At 54.2% G+C, this 15,645-nt stretch carries 11 protein-coding genes and 2 pseudogenes; 5 read left to right on the top strand and 8 right to left on the bottom strand.

The genetic code is table 11. The features are described from left to right. Positions 1-54: 54 nt before the first annotated feature. From DBV39_RS03395 to DBV39_RS03370, 6 genes are read right to left on the bottom strand one after another with little or no spacing between them, the layout of a single operon-like run. Positions 55-1,998, bottom strand: coding sequence for an AMP-binding protein (locus tag DBV39_RS03395; protein WP_322348737.1), 1,944 nt, complete (start codon positions 1,996-1,998; stop codon positions 55-57). Positions 1,999-2,031: 33 nt separating this feature from the next. Then, entirely contained in the window at positions 2,032-2,757 is a 726-nt protein-coding gene (locus tag DBV39_RS03390; RefSeq protein WP_108620356.1) for an ABC transporter ATP-binding protein, read from the bottom strand. Continuing rightward, on the bottom strand, positions 2,744-3,496 hold the full coding sequence (locus DBV39_RS03385) for an ABC transporter ATP-binding protein (protein ID WP_108620355.1): 753 nt from the start codon (positions 3,494-3,496) through the stop codon (positions 2,744-2,746). Before DBV39_RS03385 ends, DBV39_RS03390 begins: the two co-directional genes overlap by 14 nt. Further along, positions 3,493-4,446, bottom strand: a complete 954-nt coding sequence (locus tag DBV39_RS03380; protein WP_108620354.1) for a branched-chain amino acid ABC transporter permease — start codon at positions 4,444-4,446, stop codon at positions 3,493-3,495. The genes DBV39_RS03385 and DBV39_RS03380 overlap by 4 nt, the downstream gene beginning before the upstream one ends. Beyond that, on the bottom strand, positions 4,439-5,314 hold the full coding sequence (locus DBV39_RS03375; RefSeq protein WP_108620353.1) for a branched-chain amino acid ABC transporter permease: 876 nt from the start codon (positions 5,312-5,314) through the stop codon (positions 4,439-4,441). Before DBV39_RS03375 ends, DBV39_RS03380 begins: the two co-directional genes overlap by 8 nt. 25 nt (positions 5,315-5,339) lie before the next feature. Next, entirely contained in the window at positions 5,340-6,560 is a 1,221-nt protein-coding gene (locus DBV39_RS03370; RefSeq protein WP_108620352.1) for an ABC transporter substrate-binding protein, read from the bottom strand. 234 nt (positions 6,561-6,794) lie between these two features. Between DBV39_RS03370 and DBV39_RS20550 the strand changes: the two are divergent. Then, a pseudogene (locus tag DBV39_RS20550) lies at positions 6,795-7,552 on the top strand (SDR family NAD(P)-dependent oxidoreductase). Positions 7,553-7,609: 57 nt separating this feature from the next. Here the strand turns inward: DBV39_RS20550 and DBV39_RS03360 are convergent. Then, positions 7,610-8,750, bottom strand: a pseudogene (locus tag DBV39_RS03360) (IS630 family transposase). 233 nt (positions 8,751-8,983) lie between these two features. Between DBV39_RS03360 and DBV39_RS03355 the strand changes: the two are divergent. Both DBV39_RS03355 and DBV39_RS03350 read left to right on the top strand, forming a co-directional pair. Further along, positions 8,984-11,113 carry a M3 family metallopeptidase gene (locus tag DBV39_RS03355; protein WP_108623067.1) on the top strand — a complete coding sequence of 710 codons (2,130 nt, stop codon included), beginning with the start codon at positions 8,984-8,986 and terminating at the stop codon, positions 11,111-11,113. A gap of 301 nt (positions 11,114-11,414) precedes the next feature. Further along, positions 11,415-11,726, top strand: a complete 312-nt coding sequence (locus DBV39_RS03350; RefSeq protein WP_108620351.1) for an I78 family peptidase inhibitor — start codon at positions 11,415-11,417, stop codon at positions 11,724-11,726. Between the two features lie 118 nt (positions 11,727-11,844). On the opposite strand, the gene xth is transcribed toward DBV39_RS03350, so the two are convergent. Further along, a complete protein-coding gene (xth, locus tag DBV39_RS03345; RefSeq protein ID WP_108620350.1) occupies positions 11,845-12,627 on the bottom strand; it encodes an exodeoxyribonuclease III in 783 nt (260 codons plus the stop codon). Between the two features lie 165 nt (positions 12,628-12,792). On the opposite strand from xth, the gene DBV39_RS03340 reads away from it, so the two are divergent. After that, positions 12,793-13,698, top strand: a complete 906-nt coding sequence (locus tag DBV39_RS03340; protein ID WP_108620349.1) for an HpcH/HpaI aldolase/citrate lyase family protein — start codon at positions 12,793-12,795, stop codon at positions 13,696-13,698. 62 nt (positions 13,699-13,760) lie between these two features. Continuing rightward, on the top strand, positions 13,761-15,008 hold the full coding sequence (locus DBV39_RS03335) for a CaiB/BaiF CoA transferase family protein (RefSeq protein WP_407669220.1): 1,248 nt from the start codon (positions 13,761-13,763) through the stop codon (positions 15,006-15,008). Positions 15,009-15,645: the final 637 nt, after the last annotated feature.

Here is a 15,645-nt window from a genome sequence, read left to right as displayed (position 1 = left end):
CCTCATTTTGTATGATTGCGCTTTAGACTCTATCGTTCTGGCATTGTGTGTCGGTCATACCCGAGGAATCAGGTGTTTCAACTCATCCAGTGCCGCCGGATTATCCAGTGATGACAGATCACCATACGGTGCGTTCATGTAAACGTTGCGTATCAATCTGCGCATGACCTTGGTGCTGCGAGTTTTCGGTAACTGACTCGCTACATACACCTCGCTCGGACGAAACGGTTTGCCCATACGAGACTGAACCAGATCCATAACGGTCTGTTTCAAGACTTCAGGATCGCCATTAAAATCCGGCTTGGGTGTTAAAAAAACCACAAGGCGATTACCTTTCATCGCATCAGCCACACCGATTGCAGCCACGTCCGCTATTTGTGGCAGTTCCACCAAAATTGCCTCGACCTCTGCTGGGCCAAGCCGCTTTCCCGCCACTTTGATGGTGTCATCCGAACGTCCGAGCAGGTAGTAATAACCATCAGTATCGTGCAAGGCCAGATCGCCATGAACCCAGATACCCGATATCGTTTGCCAGTAGGATTCAAGATATCGCTTATCATCACGCCAGAAGGAACTGCACATGCCGACAAACGGTTTGCGCACCACGAGCTCCCCGATCTCTCCCGTCACGGACTGACCACTGGCATCTACCACATCAGCCGAAACAGCCGGACTGGTTGTGTTAAAACAGGATGGTGCAATCGGCTTGACAACGACACTGGAAAGGAGTGCACATGAAACTTCGGTTCCACCCGTGATGTTGATAATCGGGCATTCCCCCCTGCCAAACGTGGTCTGAAACCAGTAATGATGCTCCGGGGTGATGCTTTCACCGGCTGTGATCAAAACCTTGATCGAAGAAAAATCATGCGCAAGTGCATCGCTTGCATGCGCCTGCAAGCCGCGAATGAGTGTGGGTGAGGCACCAAAGTGGGTCACTCGGTACTTTTCGATTAGCGATCCCATCACTCCCCAGTCAGGTGTATCTGGTGCACCATCGTAGGTCACCAGCGTGGCTCCGTTCAGGAGCGCAGAAAAGCTGACAATTGGCCCGGCAATCCATCCCATGTCAGCTGGCCAGCACAAGACGTCGCCTTTACCGATGTTGATATGCACGTTTGAGTCGTGCGCCATCTTGAGCGGAAATCCTGCGTGTGTATGCACCGGCCCCTTTGGTTTACCAGTCGTCCCGGATGTGTAGATCAGCAGAAATGGGTCATTCGGATCCATCGATTCAGACACAGACGCTTCATCCGAATGAGCCAGCAACTGACTCCAGCGTAAGTCATGCGCTTCAAGCTCAGAACCTTCTGGTGAAGGTTTCCAGTAGATATGCTCGACCGAAGGCAACTCCTTAACTGCGTCGCGAATGTACGCCTGGGCATCAACAAACCTTCCACGACGAGGAAATCCAGTAGTGGCCAAGATGAGCCGGGCATCGCAAGATGCCAATCTTGATATGATGGCATCAACTCCAAAGCCTGTGAACAAGGGCACTGCCACCGCACCGATGTAGGAGATGGCAATCAGAGACACGTTGGCCTCGACACCATTTTCCATGAGCATGCCCACGCGGTCGCCCCGCTTGATTCCGATCTGTCGCAAGCCATTGGCAAACGCCCTAACCTTTTGCGCGAGTTCCTTGTATGTTACTTGTTGACAATGGCCAGACTCCCTTTCAGCAATGATCGCGGGGCGATCGGCTGTAAACGTATCATCCGACCAACGAAGAACCGAATCCACCCAGTTGAGCTGCCCACCTATGAACCATTGTGGGAATTCCACACCTCGTTCGAAATGCACGAACGTCTCATGATCACGTTTCCAGACAAAGCCGCTGAACTCAATATACTTTCGCCAGTACTGATCGTCCTGCTCTATCGAGAATCGATGCAGTGCTTCATACGATTCAAAGCCACAATAACGGATGAACCGGGCAACAAACGAGTTCTCGATTTCGTCTTTACCAGGTAGCCAAACAGGCAAGTCGTTCTTCATAATCATTTCACTCTTGAATTAAATCAGTCGCCACTAGATACCCAAATAGGCTTTTTGCACTTCCGGATTGCTGGCAAGTTCACTGGCAGGCGCTTCAAGCACGATGCGCCCCTGTTCCAGGACATACCCGTAGTCGGAAATCTCAAGTGCCATCTCAGCGTTCTGTTCGACCAGCAACACATCGACACCATCGTTGCTAACTTGGCGGATGACGCCGGCGATGACGTCCACCACCGCTGGTGCCAGTCCGATCGTCGGTTCATCGAGCAACATCACTTTAGGACTAGTCATGAGCGCTCGGGCAACTGCCACCATCTGTTGCTGTCCCCCACTCAGAGAACCCGCTGTCAAATCAAGCTTAGGCTTGAGATCCGGAAAGAATTCGAGCACCTTTTCGAAATCGGCCTGGACTTCCGGTGCTGACGTTCTGCGATATGCACCCATTTCCAGATTCTCGCGCACGGTCATCGGTGCAAACAGACGCCGCCCTTCCGGAACAAGTGTCATACCCAATGGAGTGAGTTGATCGGGCGATTTGCCCAGAACATCTTTTCCAAATAGGCGCACACTGCCCGATGTAGCCTTATGCAATCCCATGACAACTTTCATCACAGTGGACTTGCCGGCTCCGTTCGCACCGATAATAGTGACGACTTGCCCTTTGGTGACTTTAAGAGACACATCGTGCAGAACGGGCACCTTGCCATAGCTCACACAGAGGCCGTCCAACTCAAGCGAGAAAACATCAAGACCTCGCATGTTTTTCTCCCAGATAAGCGGTAATCACGGCAGGGTTGGAACGGATCTGTGATGGTGTTCCCATGGCCAACATCTGACCGTGATGTAGCACAACAATCCGCTCACACAGTTGCATGACCGCCTTCATGTTGTGCTCGACCAGCAAGATGGCGCACTTCTGATTGTCTCGTATGTGTCGCAACAGATTCAGTGTCTCGGTCGCTTCTGTTTGATTCAATCCAGTCAGTGGTTCGTCCAGACACAGAACCTTTGGACTGGCCGCATAGGCAATGGCGATGCTGATCAGTCGCTGGATGCCATGAGACAGGTTTCCCGACACCTCGTCCAGGTACTGTTCAAGTCCGAGCATTCTGGCTGCATCGACTACCTTGTTCTGAACGGACCGGGTATGCAACAGGCCGACGGCTCCCAACACCCCAACTACGATGTTGTCTCTTACAGTAAGCGACTTCATCAGGCTCCCGTGCTGAAAGGTACGAACCAGCCCCATACGACTGATTCGGGTAGGAGACGACCCCGTGACATCCTTCCCCTCAAAGAAAAGACGTCCCGATGTAGGCTTGACGAAACCACTGATAAGGTTAAACGTTGTGCTCTTGCCTGCCCCGTTTGGTCCAATCAGACCGAGGATTTCCTCCGGAAAGATATCAAAGCTGAAATCAGCCACAGCCTGCAGCCCCCCGTAGCGCCTTCCGATACCTTCGGTTCGAACCAGTGCAACGCGTTCATCTGATTTCATATCTGACTCTCCCTTGTGGACTGTTGCACCGTGCTCGAGGTCTTTCTGGATGTTTTTAAATGTTCGAGCAGACCAAAAAGTCCCTTGGGCATCACCAACAGCGTGAGAATGATCGCAATACCGTAGAAAATGTGATCTCCGCCTCCGAAACTGAGCGAAACACTGCTGAGGTATACCAGCATGACTGCACCGGCGATAGGACCGATCGGGTGATCCTCTCCTCCAACCTTCAAATACGCCAGCGCAAAGGTCGACAGAAGAAAACTGAAGTCGGCCGGGCTGATCACGTTATTGACAAATGCCGTCAATCCCCCTGCGATGCCGGACACAAAAGCTCCGATCGACAGGCACAGGACTTTGGTCATGTGAACATTGATGCCAACTGACAGCACGACCTGGTCGTTGTCACGTATGCCAATAAAGCATTTGCCTAGATAGGACTTTTCAATTGCGTACATCAGCATGATCAGAACGCCCGAAAGTCCGACAGCAAACACGGTAAATCTTTCCCAAAGGAAATCTGGCGGAAAAATGCCGATCATCCCAGAATTGCCACCCAGCACGTCGATGCGGGTGTAGATGAGTCGGATCACTTCGGTGAATGCGAAGCCGATCAGCAGAAAGTACGGACCCTTGGTCTTTAAGGTAACGTATCCGAAAGCAACGCCGATCAACGCGGCGAACAATCCTCCGCAAATCAGCGAAACTGCAAATGGCAACTCAAGAATGGTCAACGAGTAACCCGATGCGTAGGCGCCTAGGCCGACAAATGCCGCAGCTGCAAAATTGAGCTCACCAATAAGGGTCACAAATCGTAGACCTGAGGCAATCAGAGCGGCAATCGCCATCCAAGCCATCAGATTGGCAGAATATCCATCTTTCAGTAGCATCGCCAGCGCCATGGCCACAGCGAGCGCAACAAAACTCCCGGAAAGTGTCTTTTTATCCATTTCCCATCAACCCATTCGGACGAACCATAAGAGCAATCATGACCAACACAAAGATCGCGATGTTGGCAAACGACGGATCGAAGTAGAAGCCGCCAAAGCTCTCGATGAAACCAATGAAAAGGCTGCCAATAATGGCGCCCGGAACACTGCCCAAACCTCCAAGAATGACGGCGATGAAGCCTTTGACCAGATAATCCGCACCGACTGTCGGGGATACCATGGCAAGCGGTGCCATGACGGCACCGGCCAGCGCACCGAGAAACGTCGCAATCAGAAAGCCTGTGAGCGCAATCTTCTTGTAAGGTATGCCCTGAATCATGGCCGCCTCGTGATCGATTGAAACGGCACGCATTGCCTTGCCGGTTTTGGTATGCCCAAGCACCCAATACAATAGAGCGGTGAACACTAGTGCGACAAAGATCAGAATCAGTCGCTGGTACGTCACATTCACGTTCAATATCGAGACACTTCCTTCAACAAAGTACGGTACGGATTTCACTGCTCCACCAAAATAGTGCAACAGCAGCCCTTCAATGAACAGCACGAAGCCGACTGACAAGATGAACGAGCCGGCCAGATCTCTCTGAAAGAATCGAAATCCGAACTGATATAACAGGTATCCCAGCACCAGCGATGCCAGGATACCTGCCGAGATCGCCAGGCAGAACGCCATCACATGCGAAAAGCCGTGTCCAGCAAAATAAGGGTAGAGCACGGCTATCAACAATGCAGTCAGCGTAAAGAACTGGCCATGCGCAAAGTTGACAATCTTCATCACCCCAAAAATCAGGTTCAATCCGAGTGAGAAGATGACGTACAAAGCCCCGATCTGAAGACCGGTGAGTATCAATTGTGTTAGCGTCTGCATAGATCACTCCAGCCAGTTTATTGCGTTATTGCTTGGCTTTTTGCAAGCGATCCTTGAGCTCCTGGCTGTCAAGCCGGTCGACCTGCTTGAGCGTGGTTCCGGTGACCTGGGTGACGATCACGGGAACTAGAATCTGCTGCGGGATATCGTAGGTTTCCTTGCCGCCAAATGCACTGGTGCCATACGTCGCCTCGAAGGTGACTTCCGGCAAAGCCTTCGCCACCACTTTGGGATCAAGGCTCTGAGCCTTTTCCATGGCAGCTCTGAGTGCCATGACAGCATCGTAAAAACCGATCTGGATCGCGTTGACAGACTCCCCAGTCGCCTTTTTGACACCTTCGTTTAGACGGCGCTGTAACTCAGTGGCAGACGGATCGTCAAAGTTGACAGCCGCGCCTAGATAAGTACCTTCTGCTGCATCGCCACCTGTTGCAATGAGGCCATCTGCACCTGTACCGGCCTCAACCACCTGCACACCTTCCCAGCCAGCTGCCTTGAGCTCCTTGAACACCCTTCCTGCATCCGGAGGCGGCGCACCGCCCAGATCGACCACATCCGGATTCATCTGCGCGATTTTGGCTGCAATGGGCTGAAACTCGGTCGTGCCGCGCTCGTACCAGTCTGTGGCAATAACTTTGACACCGACGTCCTCCCATACGCGTCGTGCGATCACTTCAACGTCCTGCCCGCTAGCATCGTTCGGGTTTAACAAGGCAACAGTCTTGATATCTGGATGCGTCTGCTTGATGTAACGAATGAGCGGCTCGACCAGTTCAAGCGGCGTATTCATCTGCGTAAACGTCAGGGGATACTTGGGTCCTTTGATCGAGGGCCCCCAAGCCGTGGTGAACATCAGGACACCCGCACGTTCAGTGAGTGACTGCATCGCACGAGCCGGCGCGGTGCCAAGGCTGCCAGCAATAAACTTCACGCCGTCCTTGCGAAGCAGTGTCTGGGCAACCTTGGTGCCTTCTGCGGCGTTGTACTTGTTGTCGTAGGCGATGCATTCAAAGTTGTAGGTCTTGCCACCGACCTTGACGCCACCGCTAGCGTTGACATCTTTGGCCGCTTCGTCGCATAGCCACTGACTGCCAATCCCCCAGTTCGCTCCCGAACCGGACAGCGGGATGGAAAGACCTAGTTTGATGGTTTCCTGCGCAATAGCCTGGGAGGAAAGAAGTGATGCGGAACAGGCGAGCATAGCCAAGCCCGCAATCCTGGTGCGAAGTTTCATGTTTGTCTCCATGTTGATAAGAGCAGCTAGTTGGGTTTGTTTTTATTGCTAGCTTGGATTCATCTTATGTGAACAGATCTCGAAAGAATCCAGCATTAATCATTTGTTCCGTACTCTGGAGATCAATTAGCAAGATTCTCCTGTAATTTATCTCAATGTACGGAACATTTATCAAACAGCTGAAACATGCTGGCGGGGATCACGCATCATGAAACAGTTGCTTGAACAATGTAGAAGGAGACAGATATGGGGAAGCTGGACGGTAAAGTCGCATTCATCACCGGTGCTGGCGCAGGAATTGGCCGCGCTAGTGCACTTCTTTTTGCAAGGGAGGGGGCCTCGGTAGCCATAGTCGAAATTGATCCGGTTCAAGGTCAAGAAACTGTCGACATGATTCTCGCGCAAGGCAGCCAGGCGATGCTATGCCAGACCGACATTACGGATCAGCAAAGTGTCGAACAAGCAGTGAACGCTGTCCTAGAGCGGTTTGGTCAAATCAACATTCTGTACAACAACGCAGGTGGATCGACTAATCTGGACGACCGTGTGTCCGATGCTCCCATTGATGAATTCTGGAAGAAGATCAAGCTCGATCTCTTTGGAACGTGGCTTTGCTGCCGGTCCGTCATCCCTGAACTGATCAAAGCGGGCGGCGGCTCAGTCATTAACAGTACATCGGTGTTTGCCTTGCGAGGCACAAGCAAAAAGGACGCCTACACGGCCGCAAAAGGGGAGTGAGTGCTCTGACCCGCTCCATGGCTGTCGAATATGGCGAGTATGGAATCCGAGTCAACGCCGTTGCGCCAGCCGCAACTAAAACAGAAAGAGTCCAACGAATGATTGAGGGTGATACCGGAGTCATCCAAAGAACACTAGATCGGCAGTTTCTTGGGTGGAGTTTGCCCGAGGATATTGCCAATGCAGCCTTATTTCTGGCGAGCGACCACTCACGGGTGATCACAGGGCAAATTATTGCTATTGACGGCGGACTGACCGCTTCCTAAGTCGATTCGGGATTGCAGGGCAAAGCGAGTAGATCGTTTCAGCAATGCAATTGCAAATTATGAGAGCCCGAGGTCGAACTTGCTCCAGCGAAACACCACGGGCTGCTGATTCATCTCCTCGACCCCCTTCATGATTCTGGCTTTCAACTCGTCAATCGAATCGACCCGGATGTGACGCAAGAAGGTTCTTGCCATCTTCGAGAATGCACATTCGATCAGATTGAGACACGATCCATGTTTGGATGTACGGACATATTCGAACCGGCCAGGGCGCGTGGGCCAGATAAGCCATGGTCTCCTTTGAGATGTGCGGAGAGTGGTTGTCCAGAACAAGCCGTATGACTGACTCGGGCCAATAATACGCATCAATATCCTTGAGCAGAGCAATGAATTCGACACTTCGGTGGCGATCCTCCGTGCGTGCAAAGATATGTCCGGAGTGCAAGTCAATGCCGGCCAGAGTGGAAACCGTGCCATGGCGAACATACTCGCAATCGCGCGACGCTGCTGCGGCCTTGCCGGGGACCGGCGGTAAATCGGGTGCAGTCAGGCCCAGTGCTTGCACGCCTGGCTTTTCATCCACGCTGACGGTGTAGACCGGGTTTGTAGCAGGCCCCCGGGTGTTGCAGTCCTGGTAGAGCGAGACCTCCCGATAGACAAGCAGCACGTCTTGCATCTTGCGATCAAGCTCCGGATCTCGACGCTCGAGGTAGTACCGAATCTTGTGTGGCTTGATTGCATTCTCGTTCAGAATTCGCCAGATGGTGCTCTTGCTGGCTTCGGCGAGTCTGGCATGCCCAGCCTCGAGAGCATGCTTGCGGATATGGGCCGCCAGTGCCGAGATGGTCCAGAGCTGCGCAGACAAGCCCAGATCTTTCGGTTTGACGCAGGCGATGCTCACCACCCACGCTTTCGCCTCATCAGAGATTTCTGGCTCGTGTGGACGATGGTAGGTGTCTTTCAAACCAGCGCTTGCACCGGCAGCCAGTGCCTTGTCAATGCACTTGTAAATCATGGATCGACCCACACCGATCTGGCGCATCAAGTCGCTGATCGAAGCGCCGTCGGCGTAACCCAGGAGTATCTTGGCCCGTTCAACCTCGCGAATCGGTGCGGTTCGAGAGCCCGCAAGCTGCATGAGCATTGCGCGCTGTTCTGATGTCAACACCAGAGCGGCGCGACTGGTTTGTCTGGTCAGGATGGTTTCCCTCCAGGAAACTTGAAAGTATCATGACCATTGCACTCTATTTTGTAACTGTATTATCGGAACGATTTACCAGACAACTTTGCCGTGTCTTGCCGTGCATCACACGATCAGTTGTGCCAGAATGAGCGGTGATAACCGACTGATCGATGAACCCTTCGAGCCGGTTTCTGTCCAAGATGCGTAACATCACTGATCCACACCAATGCGAGTCTGACCGATCCGATATGCAATCCAATCCACATTCAAATTCCAGCACGCTTTCGAACCCACAGTCGAACCCGCTCCTTGCGCCCGTTGACACCCTGATCGACTACAGGGCCGTTAAGCCTGAGCACATACAGCCTGCTATTGAGCTACTACTTGAGAAAGCCCGGGCAGCAGTCGATGCGGCAGCCGATCCCTCGCTACCCGCGACCTGGAAAGCCGTTGTGAGCCCCATTGATGATGCGACCGACCCGCTCTGGCGTGTCTGGACGATTGTGGGTCACTTGAAATCGGTACAGAACACACCCGCGCTACGCGAAGCGGTCAACGCCATGCTAGGGCCAGTCACCGAGTTTGCGACGTGGGTTGGCCTGCATGAGGGCCTGTTCACACAATACCTGAGACTGCAGCAAAGTGAAGATTTCAACTCATGGCCAGAAGTCAGACGTCGGGTCATTGATCTTTCGGTGCGTGACTTCCGCCTGGGCGGTGTCGAGCTTAAAGGCCAGGCACGTGAACGCTATGCCGAAATTGCCGAGCGCGAATCGCAGGTCGCCCAGAAGTTCTCCGAGAATGTGCTGGATGCCAACGACGGCTGGTCACTGGTGCTGGATGATGTCTCGCGTCTGGACGGCATTCCCGCTGACGTGATCGAGGGGTTTCAGGCGATGGCTCAAGCTGACCCCGAGATCGATCAGAGCGGCACCCCGAAGTACAAGCTCAATCTCAAGATGCCAAGCTACCTGCCGGTGATGCAGTACGCCAAAGACAGGGAGCTGCGGTATACGCTCTACAAAGCCTATGCCACGCTGGCATCGGACCAAGGTGACCCACAGTTTGACAACTCGTCGTTAATCGAGGAATCACTTTCGCTGCGCGCTGAAAGCGCGCAGCTACTAGGTTTTAAAAGTTTTGCGGAGCTGCGCCTGGAAACCCGGATGGCGGACACACCGGATGAGGTGCTGACCTTTCTGCGACAACTCGCTGGCCGCGCACTTCCCTACGCTCGCAAGGATCTGGATGATCTGCGTGCATACGCGCGTGATCATCTAGGCCTGGCAGAGCTCGAGCCATGGGATGTGGCGTACGCGAGCGAGCATCTCAGACAAGCCCGTTACGACTACTCCGAGGACGAGGTCAAACAGTATTTCACCGAGCCCAAGGTGGTTCAAGGGTTGTTTGATCTCGCCCAGCGTCTCTTTAGCGTGCGGATTGTTCCCACCACGCTCTCGTTGTGGCGGGACGATGTCAGTGCTGCACGGATCGAGTCTGAAAAGGGAGAGCTTATCGGACACCTGATCATCGATCTGTATGCTCGAGAGGGCAAGCAGGGAGGCGCCTGGGTCAGCCAGGAGCGTAGCCGCAGAAGAACCGATACGGGTTTGCAGACACCTGTGGTTTACCTGACCTGCAATTTCGCAAAAGGTCGCGACGGAAAACCATCGCTGCTGACCCATGACGATGTCATTACCCTGTTTCATGAAGCCGGTCACGCCTTGCACGCACTGCTTGACGAAATCGATGAGCCCGGTGCCAGCGCGTTTTCAGCTGTCGAATGGGATGCGATCGAACTCCCCTCCCAGTTTATGGAGAATTTCTGCTGGGAATACGAGGTGTTGAAGGATCTGACCAGTCACATCGAGACGGGTGACGTGCTTCCCAAGTCGCTTTACGACAAGCTCAAGGCAGCGCGAAACTTCCAGAGCGGAATGCAGACCGTACGCCAGATCGAGTTTGCGCTCTTTGACATGCTGCTGCACCAGCAGGAAAAAGGCCTCGCAATCGGTGACGTAATGGCCACGCTCGAAGCCGTCCGACAGGAAGTGGCTGTACTGATTCCGCCAACCTGGCATCGGTTTGCACACGCTTTCACACACTTGTTTGCAGGTGGCTATGGTGCCGGTTACTACAGCTACAAATGGGCTGAAGTACTATCTGCCGATGCTTTTGCCGCGTTCGAAGAAGCAGCGAGCACACTGGACCCACAGACAGGCGCACGCTTTAGAAGGGAGATCCTTTCGGTAGGTGGTATCCGTCCAGCTGCAGACTCGTTCAGGGCATTCAGAGGGCGGGACCCGAAACTCGACGCCCTCCTGCGTCATCATGGCATGACAGAGGATGATGCGCAGCAGGAAACAACGAGCGCCTGAAAGCGCAGAGGTATGAAGTTGAAGTCGAGAAAGCCCGGACTACCTGGTTCGGGCTTCACAGTACGAGGCTTCACTTTCCAGTACCGGGCCTCTGCGCCCTCGTTCAGAAACAGGCCGCCATACATGAAGCGGCCTGTTTCTGACAGCACACGACCGCGAGCAGTCTCACCATGACCAGGCACACATTCATCAATATTTAGTACCATTAGTACGAGTACGATTAGTACCACTAGCACCATTCGGTTTGTGGTTACGGTTGATCAGGACGAATCAACCAGTCATGGATAAGGAGTGATCAACAATGACGCACAGTTTCGGTCGTATTTCCCTGAAAAAAGCCAGTACCGCCATGGCACTTGTTGCTGTCTCAGCCGTTTTAGCTGGCTGCCAGAGCTCATCAGCACCCAAAACGGTGGAAACGGACGATCCGTGTGGCGCCAAACAGTACAAGCACCTGATCGGCACAGACGCCAGCAAACTTGACATGAAGCAGTTCAAGGAAGGGACCCGACTGCTCTACCCGACGACCCCGACCACCCGGGACTACCGGACCGATCGACTCAACATTCACGCAAACACAAACGGCAAGATCATCCGCCTGGATTGCAACTGATTGCGCCAAAGTCTGCTGAAGGACACTGAACCGCACCATAACTCGCCCGTGAGCATGGCGATGTGCGGCTGGCAGTACGGATTCGCAGCATGCCCAAGCTGCAAGGCTGTTTTATCGATCAGCCTATGGCTATCTCGGCGACTACCGGTGCATGGTCTGACGGCTGCGGGTTCTCACGAGGGACCTTGTCGATCACACAGGATCGGCACGCTTTGGCCAGTGGCTCCGATAAAAGAATGTGATCAATTCGCAGGCCTGCGTTGCGTTTATAACCATTCAAACGGTAATCCCACCAGCTAAACGACTTGGGAGGCTGATCAAACAACCGGAACGAATCCGTCAAACCCAGATCGATTAGTCGCGTGAGCGCTGCACGCTCTGGCTCGGAAACCAGCACCTGCCCCTTCCAGCGTTCAGGGTTGTGTACATCGTCATCGGTTGGTGCGATGTTGTAATCCCCTAGCACGACAACATTGGGATGGCGTTCCATCTCGGTTTTTAGCCAGTCAGCAAAGGCGTCATACCACGCAAGTTTGTACTGATACTTGTCCGACTCGAGCGACTGGCCGTTAGGGCAGTAGGCATTGATGACGCGCACCGCTGTGCTTCCAACACCGTAGGTCGCTGTGATCACCCTCTGCTGGGGATCCTCAAAACCTGGAATGTTGCGCACTACGTCTCCCCCCTCGCCGAGCGACAGGATGGCCACCCCGTTATAGGTTTTCTGGCCAGCCCAGACTGCCTTGTAACCAGCGGCCTCGATCTGTGCGAGCGGAAACCTGTCCTGATCGAGCTTGAGCTCTTGCAGGCACAAAAAATCCACTTTCTGTGTGGCAAGCCAGTCCAGGACCTGTGGCAGGCGGACTTTGAGGGAGTTGACGTTCCAGGTTGCGATTTTCATGGCCGCTATTATCCCACGAGAGTCGCCTGACGCGTAGCGGGATATCCAGCCTGCTTCTGCGGCCCTGTGCCGGACTTGGACACAGTCATTCCAGCAGGTACAGTTGACACATTGAAATTCACATCATTTTTCATTCCATCCCTCCCCTCTTCATGGAGAGCCTTGATGCGTTCACTCCTGTTTGTACCTGCCGATAGCGACAGAAAACTTGCCAAATCTCTGCAAAGCGGATCCGATGTCCTGATCTTTGATCTGGAAGATTCGGTGTCGCTCTCAAGAAAGCCAGCAGGACGTGAAGAGCTCGTCAAGTTCCTGACCAGCGACACCGTCAGGCAACTGCGCCAGCAGCAGAACCGGACTCAGCTCTATGTGCGGGTCAATGCACTTGATACGGGACTGACCTTGCAGGATCTGGTCGCGGTGATGCCATGCCACCCAGACGGCATCGTGCTACCAAAATCCAGAGGTGCCCAGGACGTGAACCGGCTGGCTCACTACCTGGATGCCTACGAAGCCCAGCAAGGGCCCGAGTCAGCCCACCACACGCGGATCATTGCGATTGCCACCGAGACTGCTGATTCGCTTGCAGGGTTGAACACATATCGCGAAGCCAGCGACCGGCTTGAAGCGCTCATGTGGGGTGCAGAAGACCTGTCAGGCGACACCGGGGCGCTCACCAACAAAGAAGACGACGGCGAGACCTGGACACCGATATTTGAGTATGCGCGCACCCGCTGCCTGCTGGCCGCCTCCGCCGCCGGGGTGATCGCGATTGACACCGTTCCAACCGACATCCACAACCTGGACGGACTGCGCCGCGAAACTCAACGGGCCTACCGGGATGGCTTCAGTGCCAAAGCGGCCATCCATCCGGGACAGGTCGCGATCATCAACCAGGCCATGACCCCTGATCAGAAAACGCGTGACTGGGCCGCGAAAGTCGTGGCCGCGTTTGAAGCCAGCACAACTGTCGGTGTCGCCACGCTGGACGGCAAGATGCTGGATACCCCACACCTGAGGCTTGCACGCAAGATACTGGCAGCAGGCCAGTTCGCGAGCCAGGTTCAGTAGGGTCCGGGAGAGTTCGGCAAAAGACAGGCTGACGTGTGCGTGCAAATCGAGCATAGGTCGCCATGACAACAAGAGGTGTCAGGATGAATCAGTCTGGTCAGGACAGTGATCAACCCGCCGATCAAGTGACAGGGCCACTGACAGGTATCCGGGTCGTCGACATGACGGCTGTGGGCATGGGTCCATATTGCACACAGACCCTGGGTGACTATGGGGCCGATGTCATCAAGATCGAATCCCCGGATGGCGATGTATTTCGCTATGCAACACCTAGCAAACACCACGGGATGGGTGCACCCTTTGTTCAGCTTAATCGAAACAAACGAAGCATCATCCTGAACCTGAAACAGCCCCGGGACTTGCAAGTCGTCAAGGATCTAGCCAGACGAGCCGACATCCTGGTGTACAACCTGCGTGCGCAAGCCATGCGCTCGCTCGGACTGGACTATCCATCTCTTTGTGAAATCAACCCTCGACTGGTGTATTGCGGCGTCTACGGGTTCTCCGAACAAGGCCCCTACGCGGGCAGACCTGCATTCGATGACATCATCCAGGCAATCAGCGGTATGGCTGATTTGCAGGGACGCGGTAACGGCTCCCCACCCGTCTACGTGACCTCGATCCTGGCCGACAAAGTGACAGGCTTGTCAGCTGTCAACGCCATTCTTGCGGCCCTGTACGAACGGAGCCAGTCTGGTATCGGACAGTCGATCGAAGTACCGATGTTCGAAACCATGGTGAGCTTCAATCTGATGGAGCACATGGCTGGTGCTACGTTTGGCGGCCAGCCAGACGACATGGGGTATGCGCGAGCCCTGTCTCCGCACCGCAAACCGTTCCGAACGCAAGACGGATACATTGGCCTGCTGCCTTATACCTCGCAACAGTGGCAAAGGTTCTTCGAGATTGCCGGATGTCCACAAGTGCTTGAGTCACCCAGATTCTCCACACCATCCGAGCGCGCCAAACATATCGGAGAACTCTACGCAATGCTGGAGGACATCACTGCACACAAGACCACCGACCAGTGGATGGCGCTTCTCGAAAAGGCCGATATACCAGCCACACCAGTAAACAGACTCGAGGATTTACTCACAGATCCTCACCTCGTTGCCACAGGCATGTTCGAAACCCGGAACCACCCGACTGAAGGGTCGATCACCATGACTCGACCACCGGCGAGGTTTTCAAGGACACCCTCGAGTATTGATAAGCTGGCTCCCGCGCACGGCGAGCACAACGACGAGATCTTTGATGCCCAAACAGGTGCCATCCGTGTCTGGCCCGAACGCAATCCAGAAAAAGAGTAAGAACAAATTTACGGGTCAGTGCTGGCTTGAGATCTCAGAGGGTATGACCTGACTTCGCACGTAGAATTATTGGATGAGATGATCAAACCCTTGCGCTCTGAGTACTGTTCAAGGGACCTGAACCACCCCATGGCTAAAGCCTGGGGGTTCTGAAGGCGTGCGTGCGAGGGGTATCCGGGCTCTCCGTCTGGCGACGCACAGCATCCCGGCCAGGACCTTGCACAAACCTTCTTTGCCGCGGCGCGATCGGCTCTGACGCAATAGCCACCGTGGGATTGCCGCAAAGGCAACCCCCTTGTCGATTCGTGAAGCTGGCACAGTCCCGCCCGTTCTGGTAGCGGTTGCACAACCGCCCAGCCCTCTTCGAGCCGAAGCCGGGACGGACTATGCCCGTCTTGCGTGGCGTGTTTTGCCAGAAAGGCGCTATAGCTATCCCGCTGCACGATCATGCTGGCACCACCCAGGCGTTGCCAGCGTTGACAGCGTTGACAGCGTTGACAGCGTTGTGACAGCGGTTTCTTCGTGCGCGAGTCCGATACATGATCGTATTGACTCATCGCCAGGCGGCGGGTGTTCAACATCACGAGCTTGGAGAGCCTGTTTCTGTCACGCACCTGAAACCCCGCTGTCATCTCGA

This window comes from Orrella marina, from assembly GCF_003058465.1.
Taxonomy (GTDB): domain Bacteria; phylum Pseudomonadota; class Gammaproteobacteria; order Burkholderiales; family Burkholderiaceae_B; genus Algicoccus; species Algicoccus marinus.
The sequence above is the reverse complement of the archived record's forward strand: the minus strand, read 5'-3'. Positions and strand labels throughout refer to the sequence as shown.